We start from the raw sequence: 2,240 nt of genomic DNA on the forward strand, positions 1-2,240 counted from the left end.
CCACACCGGCGGCGGCCGGTGCGCCGGGTCGCGGCGGATCATCTCCGGCGGCTCCCGTGGCGGCTGCCGTGGTGTCGGCCGGTTGTCGTCCACAGCAGAAATGTACGTGCCTCGCGTCCGCGGACCCCGGCGACGGGCTACGCCAGCCAGCCGAGTCGGCCGGCCAGCAGGGCGTAGCCGACGAAGGCGACCGCGTCGATCAGGGCGTGCGCCACGACCAGGGGCCACAGCCGACCGGTTCGCTGGTACACGTAGCCGAACACCAGGCCCATCGCCACATTGCCCAGCCCGGCGCCGAAGCCCTGGTACAGGTGATAGGCGCCGCGCAGCAGGCTGCTGATCACCACCGCGGCCATCGGGTTGACGTGCAGCTGGCGCAGCCGGGTGAGCAGGAAACCGACCACGATGATCTCCTCGGCCCAGCCGTTGGCGAACGACACCGCCAGCAGCACCGGGATCCGCCACCAGGTGTCGTAGAGCTCCGCGGGTTCCACGTCGGCGTTCGCGCCGAGCAGTCGGGCCACCTGGTACAGCGCCAGGCCCGGCAGGCCGATCAGCGCCGCCAGCCCGAGCCCGCCGAGCACGTCGCGCCCGCGGGGCCGGCCCAGGCCGATACGCGACGGCCCGAACCCGCTGCGCCACAACAGGTACAACCCGAGCGCCCCCCACGCCAGGAGCTGGAACACCCGGGTCAGGTTGAACCCGAGGTCGATCAGGTCGAACGGCGAGCGCTTCGGATTGAGTGCGATCACCTGTCCGGACAGGCCCTGCAGCACCGACTCGATCAGGCTCAGCAGCGCGGTGTAGGCGCTCAGGCCGAAGGTCACCGCCAGCACGACGGCGATCTCGATGCACAACACGCGCCGCTGCGGCGACTGGGCGTCGGCGGGCTCGGTCACCGCCACAGGCTAGTGCGGCGTGGGGTCAGACGCGGCGCGCGCGCAGTCCGTTGAGAAAGGGGCACCCCATCAGGACCCTGATCGCCTGGCTCAGCCCGGTGACGTCGTCGACCGGCTTGGCGAAGGGCAACCGCACGTCGTGGTCGCCGTCCTCGTTCTCGACGCGCAACTGGACGCCGTAGCGGTCCAGGCCGAGCGGTCGCACGCGGCCCCGGCGCAGCGCAGTGGGCAGCCGGGTGGCCAGCCGATCGACCACGTCGCGGTGCGCGGAGTCCATGTGCTGCAGCCAGCACGACTCCATCTCGCAGAACGGGTCGGGCCGGGCCTCGAGCAGGGTGCTCAGGCCGACGGCCTCGGCGCCGGTGGAATCGGCCACCACCACCGACTCGATCTCCAGCCGCATCAGTGCATAACGGGTGTCGCCACCGTTGTTCTCACTCGAGTTGACCTGCAGCAGAGCCGGATTGGGATCGGAGGTGGCGATCAGATCGAGCATCGGAGCGACGTGTGCGGCCGCCACCTCCCGCAGTCGGCCGCGGATCCACACCAGCGACCGCACCGGTTCACGCAGCGGGAGCGGGGCGTAGTCGGTCATCTCGAGCACCGCCTGGACGCCTGCGCTGCCCGAGCCGACGACCATGCCCGCGACCATGCCGTCGACCGGCACCGTCAGCGCGAACGAGCCGTCCTCGAGCAGGTGGTGGATCGGCGTCGCGACGGGTTCGACACCCTCCACGGCCAGCATCGCGCCGCCGCCGCGCGCACATGCGCTGCGGATCCGCTCGGCTGTCGTCGGTGCCGCATTCGTCATCGCTCGCCCTCCCGGTAGATAAGGTGAGCCTAACTTAACTAGCATCGCACGGCGGGCGCAAGACCTCCCCTCCAGCGGAACGGCGTTACCGCGGCCACCCGATAGGGTTGAGACGTGCCGAGCATCGCCTATCTGGGGCCCCAGGGAACCTTCACAGAGGCGGCGTTGCTGCAGTTGGCCGCGGCCGACGCGATCCCCGTCCCCGGCGCCGTCACCCCGCTGCCCGTCGAGAGCACACCGGCCAGCCTGGAGTGCGTGCGCACAGGCACCGCCGACTACGCGTGCGTCCCGATCGAGAACTCGATCGAGGGCTCGGTGCTGCCCACACTGGACAGCCTGGCCGTCGGCGCGCCGCTGCAGATCTTCGCCGAGACCGTCCTGGACGTGTCGTTCACGATCGTGGTGCGGCCCGGCCACACCGGTGACGTCGCGACCGTCGCCGCCTTCCCGGTGGCTGCCGCGCAGGTCCGGCGGTGGCTGGCCGAGAACCTGCCGGGGGCGCTGGTGGTGCCCGCCCAGTCGAACGCGGC

Annotated in this window: 3 protein-coding genes; 1 reads left to right on the forward strand and 2 read right to left on the reverse strand. The window is 71.2% G+C overall.

Annotated features, from left to right (window positions below; all coding sequences use genetic code 11):
- Positions 1–137 precede the first annotated feature (137 nt).
- Positions 138–899 (reverse strand): CPBP family intramembrane glutamic endopeptidase, encoded by a 762-nt coding sequence (locus Q2100_RS30985; protein WP_407667734.1) that lies wholly within the window; start codon positions 897–899, stop codon positions 138–140.
- A 25-nt stretch (positions 900–924) separates the two neighbouring features.
- Complete coding sequence (locus tag Q2100_RS30990) at positions 925–1,710, reverse strand: DUF2470 domain-containing protein (protein ID WP_302917088.1); 786 nt, start codon at positions 1,708–1,710, stop codon at positions 925–927.
- Positions 1,711–1,824: 114 nt separating this feature from the next.
- On the opposite strand from Q2100_RS30990, the gene Q2100_RS30995 reads away from it, so the two are divergent.
- Positions 1,825–2,240: prephenate dehydratase domain-containing protein (locus Q2100_RS30995; protein WP_302917089.1), on the forward strand; the 416-nt coding region annotated here is incomplete at its 3' end.

Source organism: Mycolicibacterium arseniciresistens, from assembly GCF_030519285.1.
GTDB lineage: Bacteria > Actinomycetota > Actinomycetes > Mycobacteriales > Mycobacteriaceae > Mycobacterium > Mycobacterium arseniciresistens.